Source organism: Alkalibacterium subtropicum (assembly GCF_900112455.1).
GTDB classification, from domain to species: domain Bacteria; phylum Bacillota; class Bacilli; order Lactobacillales; family Carnobacteriaceae_A; genus Alkalibacterium; species Alkalibacterium subtropicum.
The window spans coordinates 188,785-205,672 of the sequence record NZ_FOLT01000004.1; the positions used below are offsets into that span (position 1 = coordinate 188,785).

Here is a 16,888-nt window from a genome sequence, read left to right on the forward strand (position 1 = left end):
ACCTCCTAAAAAATGACACCGGACTGTAAAATGATGTTTGAGTAAGGTGTTGCTTCACCCGTTCTGATTATGGCTTTTACTTTATGAGACTGCTGCTTCAATTCTTCATGCGAGAGCCATTTCGTCTCTGTCTCTCCCATATGTTCCTTTATTTTTTTCAGCTGTTCTGCATTGTACTCTTTTACTTCATCAGCTAAGAGGTATTTTTCTACTTCCATCTCTTTTAGTATGACAGTCAATACATCAATAAATTTAGGTTCTCCCAGTTCAAGGGCCAGATCGATTTTTTTCACTCCTTGAGGAATGGGTAAACCGCAATCCCCGATCATTATCTGGTCGGTATGACCTAAATCAGCTAACACCTTACTAATTTCGCTATTCAATATGCCATTCTTTTTCATACAATGTGCTTCCTTTCATCTCTTCCAATGTAGGGATGCCTGACTGGGCACCCATTTTCTGAATCGATAGTGATGCGGCTAAATTACCAAAGCGAATACTGTCTTCGATAGTGAGCCCATTTGACCAGGCGACCGCGAACGCCCCATTGAATGTATCTCCGGCCCCTGTCGTATCAACTGGTGTAACTTTATTTGCCGGAACCAGTTTGACTTCTCTGCCGTCGTGATAGTATACTCCTTCAGAGCCGGCAGTCACTAGCAGTTTATTTGGATAGTGCGCTAATACCTCTTCCATTTTTTCTCCAGGGAACAATACGGAGAACTCCGTTTCGTTCGGTGTAATGAAGCGTACTTTTTCGATTGCTTCTTTACTTAGTTTCCTTGCCGGTGCGGGATTATACAATACAGGTGTATCAAGTTCATCACACACCCTCACCAGTGCTTCGATCGCTTCGACAGGTACTTCATTCTGGACGATGACTAAATCACTTTTTTTCAGTTCTTCCTGACTCGAAACAATTCGTTTTGGTGTCAGTGCATTATTTGCACCGGGAATATAAATGATCGCATTATCCCCATCCTGGATCGTTATAAAGGCAGATCCGGAGGGCAGATGTGTAACCCGTTCCACACCGTCGATAAAAATAGAGTTGCCTTCCAAATTAGTTAATAGTTCATCGGCAAATGTGTCATTCCCTACTGTCCCTATCATATAGACATCCGCTTTTAACCGTGCTGCAGCCACAGCCTGGTTCGCTCCTTTGCCGCCAAAAGCTGTTGAAAAGTTCTTACCTTCAACTGTCTCTCCTGTTTTCGGTCTTTTATCTGTTTCTATAATGAAATCGGTAGATATACTGCCCACTACTGTTAATTTGACCATTCAACCATCCTCACTTTCCATCTTTTCTCTTAGAGAATCCCGGATCACTAGTTTTGGATCCAGTTTGATTCGTTTTTCTTCTATTTTATTTTTTCTGATTCGGCTGACAAGCAGATCTGCAGCTTGATACCCCAGTTTGAAAGCCGGCTGAGAAATCGTGGTCAACCCCGGGTAAATCAGTTGACTGAAAGGTATATCATCATAGCCGATCACTTGAATGTCATCGGGGATACGTAACCCCTTTTGCTGGGCTTCCTTCATTACTGCCAGGGCAAACAGATCATTACTCGCTATCACACTGTCTATTTTTTTATATTTTATGAAAATATTTCTGGCTGTTTCTTCGGCCTCTTCTATTGTATAAGAAGTGGTTTCATAGATTTGATAAGTGACATCTGAAGGGTTCAATACCGACAGTATCCCGATAAGACGATCGATCGCCCCGGGAACCGACTTAGGACCGGCAATAATCAGAACATTGCCTGGATCTCTATCTAAAACTGCCTGGGCAGCTAGTTTACCGCCTTTAACATCATTCGTATAAACAGCAAAATCATCTTCTTCTAAAACACGGTCCAGCATGACGATCGGCATTGAAGATCCATGACTTAAAGTCCCTTCTACGGCTGACAGCACTCCCGCCACATTCTGCTGCGCAAAAAGCGTCATATAATCCTCTCCCAGCTCACTGCCTTCTTCTACATTTCCCAGGATAACACTATAGCCGTTTTCACGTGCACTTTCTTCGATCCCTTTCATCAGGAGCGGAAAATACGGGTTAGAGATATCTGGTAACAACAGCCCGATCATCTTGGATGTTTTCTGAAAGAGTGACCGCGCAACTTCATTAGGATAGTATTCTAATTCCCTGATTGCCGCTTCCACTTTTTTTCGGGCTTCGTCACTTACGTATCCGTTTTTATTCAATGCCCGGGAAACTGTCGCCACGGAGACTCCCGCATGTTTTGCGACTTCTTTGATCGTTACCATTCTTTTCACCCACTTCGTCACTCATGATTACTCTCATTCGGTCACCTGACTTTTTTACGTCTGTAACCGATTACACATTTTATAATAGCATATCTATTATAAATTGCAAGCGTTTTTTTAAATAAATCTTATGACTCAATTATTGACCGCTAATATAGTTGAACTTTCCATTATATATCCCTAAAAAATCATGTATTTAGTTATTTTCAGCGTGCTCACAAAGATCCAAGGTCCCGAATGAGCCGAACTATAGGAACTTCGGTTTATTCAAACAGTATATCTCGTTGTATACGCTGAATTTAAGAAAGGTTCAGCCTATTCAGACGTATAGGAGGCCTCCTATACGTCTAAGATACAGTTGTTCAGTCTGTTCACACGCATGCTTATTACGAATAAGCCGAACACGTAACATCTTCAGTTTGTTCAGCCTAATTCTTTTATCGAATACACCGAACCTTCAAATGTTCGGCTTCTATGTGTACTAATCATATCCGAATGAACCGAACCCGCCTAGAAAATCCGTAAACCTGCTCTTCATAATGCCCATACGCGTTCGAAATCGCGTATGTTCCGCTCATCCCCCTTGTAAGGCTGAAACTGGCGCGCCAGTTTCGTCCATCTGAAGATGATAAAAATCCTGCTTTTCACAGCAGGAATTTTTCGTCATATTTTATTGATTATTAATCAGATATCCTTGTCTTATCCGCTGCATCTCCTTTAGTGGTACTGACAACTTCTGATAAAGTTCAAACAATTCACCGTACATTTGAACTCTATCAGCATCTGGCTCTATTATGCTTTCTTCAGCGCTGTCACTTCTCAACTGACTTTCATTATCCAGTTCCCCTATCAGCACGGCACCTAGACATGAGCTTTCAAATTGTTTAGAAAGTATAATTTGTTTATTAAAAATATCTGCGGTCATCTGCTTCCACAAAGATGAACGCAAATAGCCTCCTGTTACTTTAATACAGCGAGACTTCTCGCTAGATTTTTCCAGAATTTCTAAAACCTCAGCTAAATTATACAGAACGCCCTCCATCAAAGCTCTTACAAAATGTCCCTTTGAGTGAATTGCATCAATCCCAATAAACTGTGCCTTTACTGATCCATCCCAAAGAGGAGCACGTTCCCCATTTAAGTATGGATAAAACATTAGACCGTCTGATCCAGGGTCAACCTCCTCAGCCAGTTTATTCAACTGCTCATAGTTCAACGAAAGAACATCTGCCAGCCACTGGAACGCATTGCCGCCATTATTGACAGCCCCTCCGACCACCCATCTGTTTTTAGATAAATAATAGCAAAAGAGACGTCCTTTTGGATCTAGAATGATCTGATCAGTTACCATTCTTAATGCTCCGCTCGTTCCGATAGTCATCGCCACTTCATTGAGTCCTACAGCATTTAATCCTAAATTAGCCAGGCACCCGTCGCTCGCTCCTATGACTAGGACCGTGTCAAGAGAAAGGCCAGCCTTGTCATACATTCCTTCAAGGCTTTGAGTATAGACATAGTTGGTGTCAACAGGGGCTGAAAATGACTCTCGATCTAAACCGATAAACTCAAGAATATCTCTATCCCAATCTAAAGTCTGTAAATTAAATAGCCCAGTTGCTGAAGCTATAGAGTAATCAATTTTCCATTCGCCTGTAAAAAGAAACATAACATATTCTTTGATACCAACGATGTGCTCAGCTTCTAACAACAGTTCCGGGCTAATCTTTTTCAACCATAACAGTTTACTAAAAGGTGACATCGAATGAATAGGGGTACCTGTTCGTTCATATACCCAATGTAGATCGCCCTCATGTCTTATTGTTTCCAGCACATCATTCGAACGGTTATCTGCCCAAGTATAAACGGGGCCCAAAGGTTTACCTTCAGATGAAAGAAGTAAAGTACTGTGCATGGCACTTGAAAAAGATACCGACTTGACTTGTTTTCTAATATCCTCGTTGTTCTGAAGCAACTGCTGAATAACAGATATCACGGCGCCAACGATATGTTCTGGGTCCTGCTCTGCCATCCCTTCTACAGCACGCAAAGTGGGATAAGATTCTACTGCTGCTTCTACAACAGCTAACTGCTTATTGTATAAAACCCCTTTAGTACTCGTTGTCCCTATATCTATTCCGATTCTATACTCCATAACAGCTTCTTAATCCTCCTTCTTAATAATTGCATGCCCTCCAAAACCATTTCGGAGAGAAGCTACTATTTTTTCCCCATATTTTTCCTCATCCGTTGAAGAATATCTACTCATCAATGATTGAGCAATAACAGGAACCGGCACCTGCATTTTTAATGCTTCTTGAACTGTCCATTGACCTTCTCCAGATGATTGAACGACACCTTCGATATCATCCAAACGACCATTATCACTCAAAAAGTCAAAAGCCAATTCCATCAACCAGCTTCTAATAACTGATCCATTATTCCATACCTTCGCTACTTTTCCCATCTCAAAATCATACTCTGCATGTTTCAAAACGTTAAAACCTTCGCCGATCGCTTGCATCATGCCATATTCCACACCATTGTGGACCATTTTTAAATAATGTCCACTACCACTTGCCCCAGCATACAAATAACCATCTTCAACATTTATAGAAGTAAAGACTTCTTCTATTTCTGTGAATGCCTTTTCGTTTCCACCAATCATCATACATGCACCATTTCTAGCCCCTGAAACACCACCGGATGTTCCAACATCAAAAAAGTGAATATTATTTTCTTCACATTCCATACCGCGACGTTTCGAGTCCTCAAAGTGAGCATTCCCGCCATCTATAATGTAGTCTCCGGCGCGTAATTGTGCTTTAACTTTTTGAAATACAGATTCTGTTATCTCCCCAGCCGGTAACATCATCCAAATTATTTTTCGATCAGTGAACCGTGATAACAGGTCAGGAATCGATTGTGAAAATTGAATCCCTCTCGCTTTCGCTTCCTCACTCAAAGCCAAATCAGCATCCATCCCCAATACGCGGTGTCCTTGTTCCACCATGTTTTCTGCTAAATTTAATCCCATCTTACCTAAACCAATTACTCCTAATTCCATCTTCTTTTCCTCCCTATTTTCATGAGTAAAGGGCCGGAGTTTATCCGGCCCTTCGCTATTTATCACATTCAGCATTCATTTCCCATCAGATAAGTATCAACGTAATTCAGGCCAGTATTCGCGATTGACTTCTATCAAGTCATCTAAGACATCTTTTGCAACTTTGGCACTCGGAACAGTTTTAGATAAGGTGAGCGCCTGCCACAATTTTTGGTAACTGCCTTCAATGTATGCTTCAACAACAAGTTTTTCTACTGTTACTTGCTGGAACATCATAGCCTGCTCGAACGGAGGTATTTTCCCTTGAGCTAAGGGTTCTGGCCCATCATTGCCGACGATACACGGCACTTCTACCATTGCATCATCTGGAAAATTAGCAATCGCTCCATTATTTTCTACGATCATCAACATTCTTTCGTGGGTATTGAAGGCAATCGCACGAGCTAGATCAACTATAAATGATGCGTGACTATCTATGTGAAAGCCACCATCTACGGCTGTTCCTTTTTCTATAATATTTCGCGCTGCAGTGAACACTTCTTTTTCCCGGCCATTCATTACTTCGTTAGCCCGCGTATATTCTACATTCGAATGAGCCACTTCATAATCAGGATACAAATAATATTTTAAATAGGTATTTGGTAAGTAACTCGGATTGACAGCTAATAAATCTTTCGCTTTTTTATGTGTTTCCTGCCAGCTCTGATCCATGTGCTGAGTATCCACTTCTACTTTCGTCAAGTATCCATTTTCGGCTACATAATCACGAATCTGATCGATATACTCATGGCCTTCTTTATCTTTGATACTGGTCCACCAGCCGAAATGGTTTAAGCCAAAATAACGTACTTCTAAATCTGCAGGATCTTTTTCAATGATTTGAGACATTCTACGTAATGTGCCTACTGGCATATCACAAATGTTCAATACCTTTGAATCAGGTCTTAGAACACGACACGCTTCCGCCACGATTGCGGCCGGATTTGAATAGTTTAACATCCAGCAATTAGGTGAGTACTTTTCCATATAATCAATTATTTCTAACATTCCTGTAATGCTACGCATGCCATATGCTATCCCTCCGGGTCCACAGGTTTCTTGGCCGACAACACCGTGACGTAATGGAACTTTTTCATCTTTTTCACGCATCTCATATTTCCCTACACGTATATGAGCCATACAAAAATCTTTATTGGTAAAGGCAACTTTTGGATTTGTGGTATATGAAAATTTTAAATCTGGAGCCTGCTCTTTAAGTAAAATTTCTAGCGCTTCCCCTAATTGTGCTTGTCGTTCTTCATCGTTGTCATACAGTACCAACTCTCGCATAGGAAACCGGTCCATGTTATCCAACATCATCATAACGATTCCAGGTGTAAATGTGCTGCCACCACCTGCAATAACTACTGAAAACTTTTTCATACATATCATCCTCACTATTTTTGATTCTTTTATTCTTCTACAGGTTTACGATTCAGTACTGTATCGACGGCTTTTCGAATTTTATTTACTTGCAGACCATACACTACTTGTACATTGTTCCCTTTTTTCATGATTCCACTTGCGCCTGTTTCATTCTTTAATGTACCCTCATCGATAATATCCGGATTGAGTAAAGTCAAGCGTAAACGTGAATAGCAGTTAGTGACTGTTTCTATGTTCTTATCTCCGCCTAACGCACTAATAATCGTGTGGGCCAATCCTAAGTCGTCTACAGATTCATTGCCTTTAGCTTTTTTCTCTTTATAATCTTTTTTAGAATATAGGCGTGTTTCACCTTCTGCATCTTCTCGACCGATTGTTTTATAATTGAAAACTTTGATCAGGAAGCTGAAGAGGAAATAGTAAATAGCAAAGAACAATAAGCCTACAGCAATATACATCGGCCATCCTGTGCGATCGACCCCAAGAGGAACATTATACAGCAGGAAGTCCATAAACCCGTTCGGTCCGATAGCCCGGACATTAAGTAAGTTCAACACGACCATACTTAATCCACTTAAACCGGCATGTACAACGAATAATAAAGGTGCCACAAACATAAAAGCGAATTCGATTGGTTCTGTTACACCGGCAAGAAAAGATGTTACAGCCGCCGGAATCAGAATAGCTTTTGCTTTCGCTTTATTCTCAGGTTTAGCTTTATGGTACATAGCTAAACATGCACCGATCAAACCAAACATTTTTGAAATACCACGGGCATCCCAAATCACGCTTGGTGCGAGCAAACCCCCGTCTGGGTTGGCTATTTCGGCAAAATAAATATTACGTGCGCCTTCAAATATTTCTCCCCCTACTTCAGCTATACCACCTAATTCACTGTACAAGAATGGGGTATAAACTAAGTGATGCAACCCAGTTGGAATGAGTAGACGTTCAAGAGCACCATACAAGAAGAGCCCGAAGTTCCCACTTTGATTTATCACTAATCCCAAACTTCTGATACCAGCTTGGAAATAAGGCCAAACAGTTGTAAATAAAATAGCCAACAGTACAACAACCGGAATCAGCACGATAAATACAAAGCGTGTTCCTCCATAAATTTGGAAAGCATTATTAAATTCTGTGTCTGCAAAGCGATTATGAACGATCGCCGTTGCAATCCCTAAGAAAATACCCAGAAATACGCCCATATCCAGTATCTGCACACCTAATACCATCGTTTGTCCAGTACCTTGCAGGCTACCTTCTATCAACATACCCTGGATACCCATATAGCCATTCATCGCATTGATAAAGACTAAATAACCAAGTAAAGCAATGAAGCCAGCTTCTGACTTCTTCTTGTTGGCCAAACCAACTGCCAGCCCCACCGCAAAGACCAATCCAAGATTGACTAGTATCGAAACAAGTGATCCTGATAAAATCGTTCCAAATCCTGTAGTGATTGGATTATCTAAAAAAGGAACGACTTCGAGTAACCGTACATTCGTAAATAAATTACCGATCGCAATTAAAATACCAGCAATTGGTAATATTAACACAGGTATAAACATCGCTTTTGAAAATTTCTGCATTGTATCCATAACTCTTTCTTTCATACTTTTTCCCTCCAATATTTTTATGTTGAACTTAGTGTATCGAGAAACCGTTTCAATTAAAAGGCTTTCATGATGTGAAAAAACGTGTTTCGCCAAGACGAAACACGTTTCATGATAAACCGTTGTAATGTCATTTACCCTAAATCACAAATACTTCTTAGTGACTCAAGTGAACAAAGCTATTTGTATTTTTAAAATAAATGCTGCTTTTTTGTTATTAATTCTCATTAGTCAATTCATTTAATTCTTTTAAATAAACACTGAGCAAGTACTCAATGAGTAATAAAGTAAATGGAAAGAAAGTGTTAGGAAGCAAGTTTCTGTCGTCTAACTTATGTTGATCGGTAACCTTAAAATTCAGATCACTGCATTTAGCTATCCGATTTGACGTTTCTTTTGTAAAGGAAACGGTATAAATACCGGCATTTTTAGCTGTATGCATTTTATCCAGGACACCTTGTGTTTCGCCGGATTTAGAAACAGCTACAAAAACTCCTATGTTCTTTAAATTGTTCTCTAACACCCCCACTGAATCCAAAGAAGTAGCTATAATAACCTGTTTTCCAAGTAATAGTAATTTTTTATATAAATACTCAGCTGTAATCGCAGAAAATCCCGCGGCATAGATAAAAATAACTTTTCCCTCTAAGCAGAGTACTTTTTTCACAAATCTATCTATCTTATCAGATGAATTATGTTGAAAAACTAATGAACGCTCGAGTTCGAAAAAACCCTTTTCATCATTATCCTCAGTTTCCTCTTCGGTATTAACCAGTGGTAACAGATGATAATACAAATCAATAAAGCCAGTATAACCTAATTTTTTTGATAATCGAATAACACTTGCAGGTGATGTAAAATTCTCTTTCGCGATTTGTCGTACACCTTTTTGAAGAACACAGTCCATGTTCTCCAATATGTATTGAAGTAATTGCTCATCCAACTCTGAAAGTGCTTTTCCTTGAACTATTTTAGTTATATCAACCACATTTATCTTCTCCTTATTTTTATCTCACAACAAGTATATCGAAAATCTATAATAATAAAAGTCTTATTTCTATTATACTCTAAGTAAGGTATCTAGTATCAATCATCATTTTAAATAATTTAATTAATATGTTCTGTGGATACAGAATGATTATTTCATTTTTACGTCAGAAGAGAGCAAAGATTCATAGCAATAATGCCGGTATTAATTGACACTACCTTATTAGTCAGCCATTAAACAGCACTTCTTGGAATCACTCTATGAAGAATTTATGAACAACCACTGATTAACCAACAGTTAACAGACAAAAAAGGCTGAGACTTTTAGTCCCAACCTCTTTCATCTTTGATCATATTATTCTAATGATAGGTTACTGTTTGATACTTCCTGCTGTAACTCCGCCGATAATATAACGTGACAGGAAGGTATAGATCAAGAGCAATGGTGCAACTGAAAGGGCGATTCCCATATACATCGCTCCATACTCTGTTCTGTAGCCGTCAGTCGTCAGAAGCTGTACCAGCATCGGGAGTGTATACATCGAACGTTCATTGATCAGTATCAATGGCAGCAAGAAGTTGTTCCATGATGCAATAAAACCGAATATGGCCATCGTTGCTAGGGCCGGACGCATCAATGGTAAAATCACGGTATGGAATATCCTCAGTTCGCTGGCGCCGTCGATCCGTGCAGAGTCCACGAGTGCAGGGTGATAAATCGTTTCCAGATATTGTTTCATAAAGAAAACAGTGGGTGCACTGGCGACTGACGGTAAAATCAGCGGGATATAGTTGTTCAGCAGATCCAGGTTAGCCATGAATTTATAAAACCCTATAATACTTACCTGAGTTGGGATCATGATCAACAGGAGTATGATCGTCCAGATAAACTTCTGGCCTTTGAAATCATAGGCAATAAACGCATAGGCAGTCAGCGAGGAGAAATACAAACTCAAAATCGTTGCACTCGCAGCGATAAAGAAGGAGTTCCCGTATCCCTGGAAGATATTGAATCCCTGATCTCTCAAGTGCGTCCAGTTCGCCCATGCCGAATCACTAGGGATCAGAGACAATCCCTGCTGGATTTCAGGAGCGGATCGTGTTGCGTTCACAATAACGATCCAGAAAGGTATCATACTTAACAATGTCAGTATCGCAAAGAATACGTACAGCAAAATACGCTGCATTTTAAGTTTTTTCATATTATCTGTATCGTACATGACTTATCTCGCTCCTTTCTTAGTGGATCGTTCTCTAAAACTATTGAAGATAAATAAACTTATTACAGCTGTCATGATCAGCAGGAAGACTGAAGCTGTCGAAGCGATGTTCAGATTTCTCCCACCTTGGAAAGCTTGTTTGTAAATGAAAATCATCATTGTTTCTACCGACTGAGCTGGTCCGCCTCCAGTTAAAAGATACGGAATATCAAATATTTGGAGTCCACCGATCAGTGAAGTGACCAGTACATATAAGGTGATAGGTTTCATTAAGGGCATAGTGATTTTTGTGAAGGACTGCCAGTCCGTTGCTCCGTCAACACGAGCCGCATCAAACAAGCTGTCATCAATACCGAGTATTCCCGCCTGAAGAACGATACTCGTCTGTCCATACCACATCCAGAACTGAATAAATGAAACGATCAGGCGTGTCGAAAATACACTGCGGTAGAAATCGACCGGTGTACTGATCAATCCCCAATCAAGCATGATCAGATTCAGCGGTCCTCTCGGATAACTGAATAAGGAACGGAAGATCAGCGCCACGGATGCCGCAGTGATTATATTTGGTAAATAAAACATACTCTTGAAAAAGCCCGTTCCTTTTAAGTTCAAGCGTCTATTAGTAAACCAGTATGCCAGTAAAAAGGCTAAAATAATTTGAGGCACAAAGTTAATGACCCATAAAATAAATGTGTTGACTACAGAATTTCTATACAGCTGGTTGTTTAAAAGCGTTGTATAGTTTTGCAGACCAACAAAATTAGCCTCCGTAGCCCACCCTGCCAAATCCGTAAAGGATAAGTAGATAGTATAAAACATTGGGTAAAAGTTGAAAATCAGGAAGAACACAAAGAAGGGTGCGACAAAAAAATAGCCCCATTTATCCGTATTTTTTCTTTTAGCCAAGTTTCTCGGTCTTTTTTCTGCTACGTCTTTTTCAGTCGTCGTTTCTGTTGATGTTGCCATAATATCTCCTTTCCATGTAGTGGAGAAAGTGCAGAGAACGCTCGTCGTCCGCGTTCAACTGCACTTTCTTTGTGCTACACTTTACTATTCTTAATCCACCTGCAGGTTAGGATAGAGGTTTTGAACTTCCAGTTTGAACGCTTCGATCGCTTCTTCTTGAGTTATTTCACCCTTAGAGTAAGGTGTCAATGCCAAGTCATCGAAAGCTCCGGAAATCGTTTGGTCATATTCCGTAATGATCGAGCCGTCGATCGCTGGAATAGCATCAGCAAATGCATCATAGTGGTTTTGTCCACCCAGGAACTCTTCTTCGTAATCCCCGCGAACTGATTCTACTACATTTTCATTCGAAACAACGTCTCCGGTATCTTCGGCCCATGTTGTCATAAAGTCTTCACTTGTTGTCAGCCATTGAATCAAGTCTGCCGCTTCATCCTGCATGTCAGAAGTTTGGGTAATCCCGATCCATGTGCCGCCTCGGAAGTATGACGTTGGTCCTGTGACCATTCTCCAGTTTCCAGCTGTTTCATCAGCATTTGGTTTCAGCCAGAAGTGCATGCCCCATGTTGGCAGGCTGTATCCCAACACTTCATCACCATTCATCGCTGCGAAATATTCTTCGCCCTGTGGATCTGCATCCATCATCAGACCTTCGTCTACCATGGTTTTAGCCGTATCGAGAAGCTCATATAACTGTTCGTCAATGACCAGTTCACCATCTACGACCCATCCTTGTTCACGGGACATGTAGTAAGGGTGATTTAAGTCCCCACGACTGGATACCATATAAACGGAACCGTCACTGGCTTCTTTTAGTTCACGGGCAGTTTCTAAGAATCCATCCCAGTCATTGATCGCCGCCTGCATATCTTCCGGTGATTCGATTCCCAAATATTCACTTGCCAGATCCTGGCGATAGAAGAATGCCCCGGGTGTCGTCTGCCATGAGTTCATTACGAACGTGGTATCTTCCTGTGTGCCGATTTCTTTGACGTACTCGTAGGTAGCTTCTGCACCATTAACGAGATCATCATATTGACCTAAGTCTACAAGCATACCTGACTCAACATATTTTTTAACAAAGGCCTGCTCTGCAAAGATGACATCAGGGGCACTATCTGTACCAAAAACAGGGTCCAACTGGGTTTCAAATTCTTCTGTTGGAATTTCTGAAATGTTGATTTCATAACCTAAATCAGGAAATTCTTCCAGGTAATAATCATTGATCATCGTTGATGCTTCGTCAGTAAAGGTCCAGACGTCCAGGACGCCTTCTCCGCCGGTCGTAGGCGCTTCAAACTCCTCGCCATCCTCAGTTTCAACGACTTCTTCATCCGTCGTCCCTTCGTCTACTGTCCCTTCATCAGCTGCACCACCGTTTCCGCACGCTGCCAGTGTCAGCGCTGACATTGTTGCCAAACCTAAAAACCATTTTTTATTTAACATGAATATCCCTCCAAATTTTAATTTAGTGACTAATCAGATCCTGATCCCCTATTTTTCTCGATAATGTTCCTCCTTTAAATGTTTTGCTCTTTCTAGTTTGTTTATTTCAATATAAGTTAAACCAAGACTATATCTAATTATCAGTTAGAAAGAGCGCTAGATAAAAGCGTTTACATAACGGATAAAAAATATATTAGTTTGTTAGTCTTACAAACTAATATCGCTTACAGGTATATAATACCTTTATGACTAACGAAATGCAAGCACTTTCTCAACATTTTTTTCTTTTTTTACGCTATACGGCTAATAAATTACTAAAGATTACAATAGGTTCGATTCAGCACACATTTTGAAGGAGTGCAAATAAAAAAAGAGAGAAAGATCTCTCTTTTTTTACTTTCTATTTTTAAACAAACATATTTTTAGGCAAAAAAAATACGGACAGTTTGGCCTGTCCGCATAATCGCAACCTATAAAATAGGCGAGGTTCACGTTCACAGCGTGAATTCTCCGATACCGACTTCCTGTCGTGATGATCTAACATCTGTATCGTGCATGAAGTTTCCACAAACGGTGGAAACATTCGACTCATCGCATAAAAGTAATATTAGCATATTATATACAACTTTACAAGGCTTTTTTATCGATCACTGCATCGATCCAGACTTTGGCAATATAACCCTGTCCGGCAACCGTTGGATGAACCCCATCTTCACCCGTATAGTAACTGAATCCGTTTTTTATTCCCTGAGCATTCAGCAAGCCATCCAGAGGGATCAGTTCTGTCTGATATTCCTTAGCCATTTTCCTCACGATCTGAATACGCAGATCCAGATCTCTTCGCCAGTTCATGCGGTCTTTCGGATAAGGCAGCACGAAAGGTTCCATCAAAATGACGCGGGCATCTGTACGCTGATGAAGAGATTTCAGTAAAAACCTGTAATCCGACTCAAACGCCTCCAGCTCTTCGTCTGTCACCAGCTGATTATTATCCTGATTTCTCCAAGTATCGTTAATACCTATGAGCAAGGTCACGATATCCGGATTGATATCAAGACAATCTTCTTCCCATCTGCTTTTAACGTCACTCAATGTGTCTCCGTCGACCCCTCTATTTAAAAGAGTGAGTCTCTTTTCCGGCATGTTTGCCTGAAGATAAGCAGAAACGAGCAGCGGGAAACCCCGACCTAAATCTGCCGGCTCACTTTTAATACGTCCGGCATCCGTTATGCTGTCTCCGATAAACAACAAGGTATCATCATTCATTATTTTCATCTTAAATTCTCCTTAATCAGTCATCTGTGTCCTTATTTTTCTGTATGAAATTATACACAGCACCAATGAGATTCGCGTCATTTCTGAACGTGCATACTTCCAGATCCGGACGGAAAGTATGATGGTTGATCTGTTTAAGAAACCGATCGAACTCTTGATTCAAGCGTTCGATGAGTCCATTCATACTTGAGACTCCACCACCGATTATGATCTTTTCTGGATCGAAGGAATAAGCGAGGTTGTATAGTCCCATAATCAGAAATGAATAAAAAGTATCCACTTCTTCGATAGCTACCGGATCCCCTTTTTCAGCCAACTCAAAGACTTGTTTACCGTCGATCGCTTCATAAGCCAACCCTTTCCGCTCGGCATAACGTCGGGCCATTTTCACTGCCGTTCCCAGTTCACTGAATGTTTTGCCCTCATTCAAGACCATATACCCGAACTCACCGCCAAACAGATGTGGACCGTGGTGGACTTTTTTATTGACGATGACAGCTCCGCCGATGCCTGTGCCGATCACGACAAACAAAACCGTATCGTTTTCTCTAGCAGAGCCTTTCCATACTTCAGCCAGAGCGGCACTGTTCGCATCATTTTCAATAGCTACAGGAAGAGCGAACAAGTCTTCCAGCTCATCATAAATGGGGAAAAAGTGAAGGTACTTCACTGCGCTGATACCTTCGATCTGCTTTGTTTCCTGATTCACAGCACCTGGAGCAGACAAAGCGACGCCTTCCAGAGAATAATGCCGGGCAGCTTTTTCCTTGACAGCTGCAAGCTGCTCTTTCATCTCATCCCATGTCTCAGGCGTCGTGAACTTGCCCTTATCCATTAATTGATCCTTATTCCAAACGCCATATTTGACTGAGGATCCTCCAATATCAAAAACTAAAATCGCCATATCTCTGCCTCCTGGTTTATTACGCTGATTGACTGTTCCTTACCTTTACCATACCGCAACCATCCCATCAGTCCTCGGTTCCGTTGCACCGATATACGTTCCATGTTCTGTTTTTATGATGATCTCTCCTCTGCCGAAGTTACCTTTTTCCAGTTCTACCTCTACTGCATGCCCTCTGTTTTTAAGCGCTGTGATCAGGGCCAGCGGCATCGTCGGTTCGACCATTACCTTTTTATCTTTTACCCACTGCCACCTTGGTGCATCCAAGGCATCCTGGGGATTCATTTTAAAATCGATCATGGACTGCAGGACCTGCAGGTGTGCCTGCGGCTGCATGTGACCGCCCATGATCCCAAAAGGTCCTACAGCCCGATTATTTTTAGTCAGAAAACCGGGGATGATCGTATTGAACGGCCGTTTTCCCGGGGCCAGCGCATTGACATGACCTTCTTCCAGAACGAATCCGACCGCACGGTTATTCAGGCTCACACCATACTCGGGCACAACGGCACCTGATCCGAACCCCATGTAGTTGCTTTGAATATAGGAAACCATATTCCCTTCATTATCTGCTGTCGCCAAGTACACCGTTCCTGAATCGTCCCTGATTCCAGGACGGGCATCTATTGCCTGTGTCTGAATCAAGGCGGCTCTCTCTTTCGCATACTCTTCTGACAAGAGTTCTGAAACACTCAATTTCATGTGATCCGTATCCGCAATGGTCAGCTGACCATCGGAAAATGCCAGTTTGATAGCCTCGATTTGTTTATGCAGCGTATCAGGATCATCTTTTCCCCGAAGCTCCACCTGCTTCAGTATATTCAAAGCCATCAGGGCCACAACCCCTTGACCATTCGGCGGCATTTCCCACACCTCGTAGCCCTTGTAGTTCACCTTCACCGGAGCGACCCATTCCGGCTTATAATCTGACAAATCACCTTTCCGCAGGTACCCTCCATATGCTTGAGAAAATGAAGCGATCGCCTCAGCTATTTCACCCGTATAAAAAGCACGGGCCCCAGTCTGCCCAATCAGGCGAAGCGTTCTGGCGTGTCCTTTGGATGCCCATACTTCACCCACATCAGGTACCCGACCCTCGGGCGCATACACATCAAACCAGGAGGCCAGTTCCGGGTACCGTTCTTTTTCTTTAGTGTAGCGTTTAAAAGAGCGCCGATAAGCGTTGTGAACGGTATCAGAAATCGCCACACCTTCGTCGGCCAGTTTCGCTGCCGGTTCCAGGACAACTTCAAGTGACAGTTTGCCATGCTTTTCGACCAGCTCCGCCCATCCGGCTGGGATGCCTGGCACATTAACTGCCTTGAGTCCGTAGGTTGGAAACGTTTCTGACTTATCCAGATACCCAGTGGGATCCAGTCCTTTCGGTGAGGGGCCGCTCGCATTCAGCCCATAAAGCTTCTCGTCTTTCCAGATGATGCTGAAACTGTCACCCCCGATACCGTTCGATCCCGGTTCGACCACCGTCAATGCCGCTGCAGTCGCAACCGCAGCATCGATGGCATTTCCACCGGCTTTTAAAATATCCCGTCCAGCCTGTGCAGCCAGCGGATGAGACGTGGCGACCATGCCGTTTTTTCCGTAAACAAGCTCTCTCCTTGAACCGTAATGAAATGTTCCAGTATTAAAACCCATATCCCCCATGTGTGTACTTATCCCCTTTATATGTAAAGCCGGGACATTTCCCGGCACG

Annotated in this window: 14 protein-coding genes; all 14 read right to left on the bottom strand. The window is 41.8% G+C overall.

Annotated features, from left to right (window positions below):
- Nucleotides 1-5: 5 nt before the first annotated feature.
- A complete protein-coding gene (gene rbsD / locus BM049_RS06000) occupies nt 6-401 on the bottom strand; it encodes a D-ribose pyranase (RefSeq protein WP_091529483.1) in 396 nt (131 codons plus the stop codon).
- Complete coding sequence (gene rbsK, locus BM049_RS06005) at nt 376-1,281, bottom strand: ribokinase (RefSeq protein ID WP_091529484.1); 906 nt, start codon at nt 1,279-1,281, stop codon at nt 376-378. Before rbsK ends, rbsD begins: the two co-directional genes overlap by 26 nt.
- Nucleotides 1,282-2,271, bottom strand: coding sequence for a LacI family DNA-binding transcriptional regulator (locus BM049_RS06010; protein WP_091529486.1), 990 nt, complete (start codon nt 2,269-2,271; stop codon nt 1,282-1,284).
- 670 nt (nt 2,272-2,941) lie between these two features.
- A complete protein-coding gene (locus BM049_RS06015) occupies nt 2,942-4,423 on the bottom strand; it encodes a gluconokinase (RefSeq protein ID WP_091529488.1) in 1,482 nt (493 codons plus the stop codon).
- Nucleotides 4,424-4,432: 9 nt separating this feature from the next.
- The gene (gnd, locus tag BM049_RS06020; RefSeq protein ID WP_091529489.1) at nt 4,433-5,335 is read right to left on the bottom strand and encodes a phosphogluconate dehydrogenase (NAD(+)-dependent, decarboxylating); all 903 of its coding nucleotides are present in this window, start codon (nt 5,333-5,335) and stop codon (nt 4,433-4,435) included.
- Nucleotides 5,336-5,431: 96 nt separating this feature from the next.
- Nucleotides 5,432-6,757: a 6-phospho-alpha-glucosidase gene (locus BM049_RS06025; RefSeq protein WP_091529491.1), complete on the bottom strand. Its 1,326-nt coding sequence runs from the start codon at nt 6,755-6,757 to the stop codon at nt 5,432-5,434.
- A gap of 29 nt (nt 6,758-6,786) precedes the next feature.
- Nucleotides 6,787-8,376: a PTS transporter subunit EIIC gene (locus BM049_RS06030; RefSeq protein WP_091529492.1), complete on the bottom strand. Its 1,590-nt coding sequence runs from the start codon at nt 8,374-8,376 to the stop codon at nt 6,787-6,789.
- Nucleotides 8,377-8,593: 217 nt separating this feature from the next.
- The gene (locus BM049_RS06035; RefSeq protein ID WP_091529494.1) at nt 8,594-9,364 is read right to left on the bottom strand and encodes a MurR/RpiR family transcriptional regulator; all 771 of its coding nucleotides are present in this window, start codon (nt 9,362-9,364) and stop codon (nt 8,594-8,596) included.
- A gap of 370 nt (nt 9,365-9,734) precedes the next feature.
- Nucleotides 9,735-10,583, bottom strand: a complete 849-nt coding sequence (locus BM049_RS06040; protein WP_245751875.1) for a carbohydrate ABC transporter permease — start codon at nt 10,581-10,583, stop codon at nt 9,735-9,737.
- 3 nt (nt 10,584-10,586) lie between these two features.
- Nucleotides 10,587-11,552, bottom strand: coding sequence for a carbohydrate ABC transporter permease (locus BM049_RS06045; RefSeq protein WP_091529495.1), 966 nt, complete (start codon nt 11,550-11,552; stop codon nt 10,587-10,589).
- 90 nt (nt 11,553-11,642) lie between these two features.
- The gene (locus BM049_RS06050; RefSeq protein WP_091529497.1) at nt 11,643-12,998 is read right to left on the bottom strand and encodes an ABC transporter substrate-binding protein; all 1,356 of its coding nucleotides are present in this window, start codon (nt 12,996-12,998) and stop codon (nt 11,643-11,645) included.
- Nucleotides 12,999-13,625: 627 nt separating this feature from the next.
- The gene (locus tag BM049_RS06055; RefSeq protein WP_091529499.1) at nt 13,626-14,273 is read right to left on the bottom strand and encodes an SGNH/GDSL hydrolase family protein; all 648 of its coding nucleotides are present in this window, start codon (nt 14,271-14,273) and stop codon (nt 13,626-13,628) included.
- 16 nt (nt 14,274-14,289) lie between these two features.
- A complete protein-coding gene (locus BM049_RS06060) occupies nt 14,290-15,177 on the bottom strand; it encodes an ROK family protein (RefSeq protein WP_091529500.1) in 888 nt (295 codons plus the stop codon).
- A gap of 45 nt (nt 15,178-15,222) precedes the next feature.
- On the bottom strand, nt 15,223-16,839 hold the full coding sequence (gene ggt, locus BM049_RS06065; RefSeq protein WP_245751877.1) for a gamma-glutamyltransferase: 1,617 nt from the start codon (nt 16,837-16,839) through the stop codon (nt 15,223-15,225).
- Nucleotides 16,840-16,888 lie beyond the last annotated feature (49 nt).

Coding starts and splice junctions, on each gene's coding strand:
- BM049_RS06010 (WP_091529486.1), bottom strand. CDS start 2,271: ATGGTAACGATCAAAGAAGTCGCAAAACATGCGGGAGTCTCCGTGGCG.
- BM049_RS06040 (WP_245751875.1), bottom strand. CDS start 10,583: ATGTACGATACAGATAATATGAAAAAACTTAAAATGCAGCGTATTTTG.
- rbsD (WP_091529483.1), bottom strand. CDS start 401: ATGAAAAAGAATGGCATATTGAATAGCGAAATTAGTAAGGTGTTAGCT.
- BM049_RS06045 (WP_091529495.1), bottom strand. CDS start 11,552: ATGGCAACATCAACAGAAACGACGACTGAAAAAGACGTAGCAGAAAAA.
- BM049_RS06050 (WP_091529497.1), bottom strand. CDS start 12,998: ATGTTAAATAAAAAATGGTTTTTAGGTTTGGCAACAATGTCAGCGCTG.
- BM049_RS06055 (WP_091529499.1), bottom strand. CDS start 14,273: ATGAAAATAATGAATGATGATACCTTGTTGTTTATCGGAGACAGCATA.
- ggt (WP_245751877.1), bottom strand. CDS start 16,839: ATGGGGGATATGGGTTTTAATACTGGAACATTTCATTACGGTTCAAGG.
- BM049_RS06030 (WP_091529492.1), bottom strand. CDS start 8,376: ATGAAAGAAAGAGTTATGGATACAATGCAGAAATTTTCAAAAGCGATG.
- BM049_RS06015 (WP_091529488.1), bottom strand. CDS start 4,423: ATGGAGTATAGAATCGGAATAGATATAGGGACAACGAGTACTAAAGGG.
- rbsK (WP_091529484.1), bottom strand. CDS start 1,281: ATGGTCAAATTAACAGTAGTGGGCAGTATATCTACCGATTTCATTATA.
- BM049_RS06060 (WP_091529500.1), bottom strand. CDS start 15,177: ATGGCGATTTTAGTTTTTGATATTGGAGGATCCTCAGTCAAATATGGC.
- BM049_RS06025 (WP_091529491.1), bottom strand. CDS start 6,757: ATGAAAAAGTTTTCAGTAGTTATTGCAGGTGGTGGCAGCACATTTACA.
- gnd (WP_091529489.1), bottom strand. CDS start 5,335: ATGGAATTAGGAGTAATTGGTTTAGGTAAGATGGGATTAAATTTAGCA.